The 2100-nt window shown below is 77.0% G+C and carries 2 protein-coding genes; both read right to left on the bottom strand.

Annotation, left to right across the window (positions count from 1 at the left end):
* Window positions 1-152: 152 nt before the first annotated feature.
* The gene (locus AB0J52_RS37605) at window positions 153-1553 is read right to left on the bottom strand and encodes a cytochrome P450 (protein WP_500187740.1); all 1401 of its coding nucleotides are present in this window, start codon (window positions 1551-1553) and stop codon (window positions 153-155) included.
* On the bottom strand, window positions 1550-2100 hold a 551-nt coding region (locus tag AB0J52_RS37600), incomplete at its 5' end, for a flavin reductase family protein (RefSeq protein WP_500187739.1). The genes AB0J52_RS37605 and AB0J52_RS37600, both read right to left, overlap by 4 nt.

The raw sequence follows: 2100 nt of genomic DNA, 5'->3' as shown, positions 1-2100 counted from the left end.
CGTGTGCTCTTCCCATCACCCTCCCCCACCCGGCCAGGGACCGGGTGCACCCCCGGGGCGCCTGCCCCCCCGCCCCCCCACGACGCGCCCCCCCCCCCCCCCCGGGCCCGGCCCCTCTTCGTGGGGGGGCGAGAGAAACGAGGAGAGAGGGGTCAGGCGTCGTGGACGGTCATGCGCAGCCCGCCGCGGACGCGCAGCGACAGCATCGGCTCCGGCACCACCGGACGTCCCGGGACGGCGCGGAGCCGCAGGTCGCGGGAGATCAGGGCGAGGACGAAGACGGCCTCCATCATCCCCAGGTTGTTGCCGACGCAGAACCGCGGGCCCGCCCCGAACGGGATGTAGGCGTACCGGGGCCGGTCGTTGGGACGCGCCGGGTCGAACCGCTCCGGGTCGAACCGGTCCGGCTCGTCCCAGTAGTCGCGGTGGCGGTGCAGCGTGTAAGGGCTGACCAGGACGTCCGAGCCCGCCGGCACGTGGTAGCCGCCGACCTCGTCGTCCCGCAGCGCCTGCCGGGTGAGGATCCACACCGGCGGGTACAGCCGCATCGCCTCCTGGACGACCATGGCCGTGTACGTCAGCCGCCGCAGGTCGTCGTGGACGGGCGGCCGGTCGCCCAGCACCTCCCGCGCCTCCTCGCGCAGCCGCCGCGCCACCCCCGGATGCCGGTCCACCAGGTGCAGCGACCAGCCGAGCGTGCTCGCCGTGGTCTCGTGCCCGGCGAGCAGCAGCGTGACCAGCTCGTCGTGCAGCCGCCGCGCGCCGACCGCCGGGTCGGGCTCGGCCCGGGTGGACGCCACCAGCCGGGACAGCACGTCGTCGGCCTCCGCCGACCAGCCGTCCCCGCGCCCGGCGACCAGGGCGTCCACGACCCGGCCCAGCTCGTCGCGGGCCCGCCGGAACCGCAGCTGCTTCGGCAGCGGCACCCAGGTGGGGACCGAGCTCAGCGAGACCATCTCGAACATCGCCTGGTCCTGGACGGCCTCGAAGGCGTGCCCGACCGACGCGTGCGCGCCGAGGTCGGTGTCCAGCAGGGTGCGGCCGAGGACGCCGAGGGTGAGCCCGGTCAGCTCGCCCGTGACGTCCACCGGGCCGCCGCCGCGGCGCGCCCGCAGCCGCGCCACGAGGGCCTCGGCCTCCTCGGCGACGGCCCCGGCCTGCGCGGCGATCCGGGCGCTCTGGAACGCGGGCTGGATCGTCCGGCGCTGCTTGCGCCACAGCTCGCCCTCGCTGGTCAGCAGCCCGTCCCCGAGGGCGCGGCGGGCCTGCTGGAGGCCGAGGCCCTTGTGGTAGTTGGCGGCGTTGTCGGCGAGGACGTGCTTGGCGTGGTCGGGGTGGTTGAAGATGTACATCGTGCGGGGGCCGGCGGCGACGCGCACCGCGTCGCCGTACTCGGCCACCGCGGCGGTCATCAGCGCGAGCCGGTCCCGGACGAGCCGGGCGAGCACCCCCGGCATCGCCCGCCGGGGCGGGCCGGGCGGCACCCGCCCGGACCCGTCCGGCGGCCGCGTCACCGGCGCGGCGACCGGCGCTCCCCACCTGCGGGCGGTCACAGCGGCACCTGCGTCGGCTCGGGGCGCAGCTCGCGGAACCGGCCGTCGTGGAACACCAGGGCGTCGCGCGGGACGGCCGGGTCGGGGTCGCGGCGGCTCGCCGCCAGCAGCCGGCCGACGAAGATGGTGTGGTCGCCGCCGTCGTACCCGCGCCACCTGCGGCACTCGAACGCCGCGAGCGCGCCCTCGATGAGCGGCACGCCGGTGCGCTCGCCGGGGGCCCAGTCGACCGGGTCGAACTGGGCCGGGCCGAGCGGGCGGAGGCGGTCGGCGAAGTGCCGCGCCACCGCCTCCTGGTCGGCGGCGAGCACCGAGACGCCGAAGTAGTCGGTGTCGAGCAGCGACCCGTGCATCACGGCGGCGCGGTCCACGCACGCCATGACGAGCGGCGGGTCGAGCGACACCGAGCTGAACGCGTTCGCGGTCATCCCGTGCGGCTTGGGCCCGCCGCAGGTCAGGACGGTGACGCCGGTCGCGAACGCGCCGAACATCCGCCGCAGCGCCCGCGTGTCCAGCTCGTCCGCCGCCCCGGGCCCGCACCCGTCCG

Source organism: Spirillospora sp. NPDC049652, assembly GCF_040675125.1.
In the GTDB taxonomy this organism is placed as follows: Bacteria; Actinomycetota; Actinomycetes; order Streptosporangiales; family Streptosporangiaceae; genus Spirillospora.
This window is presented reverse-complemented; position numbering and strand designations above follow the sequence as displayed.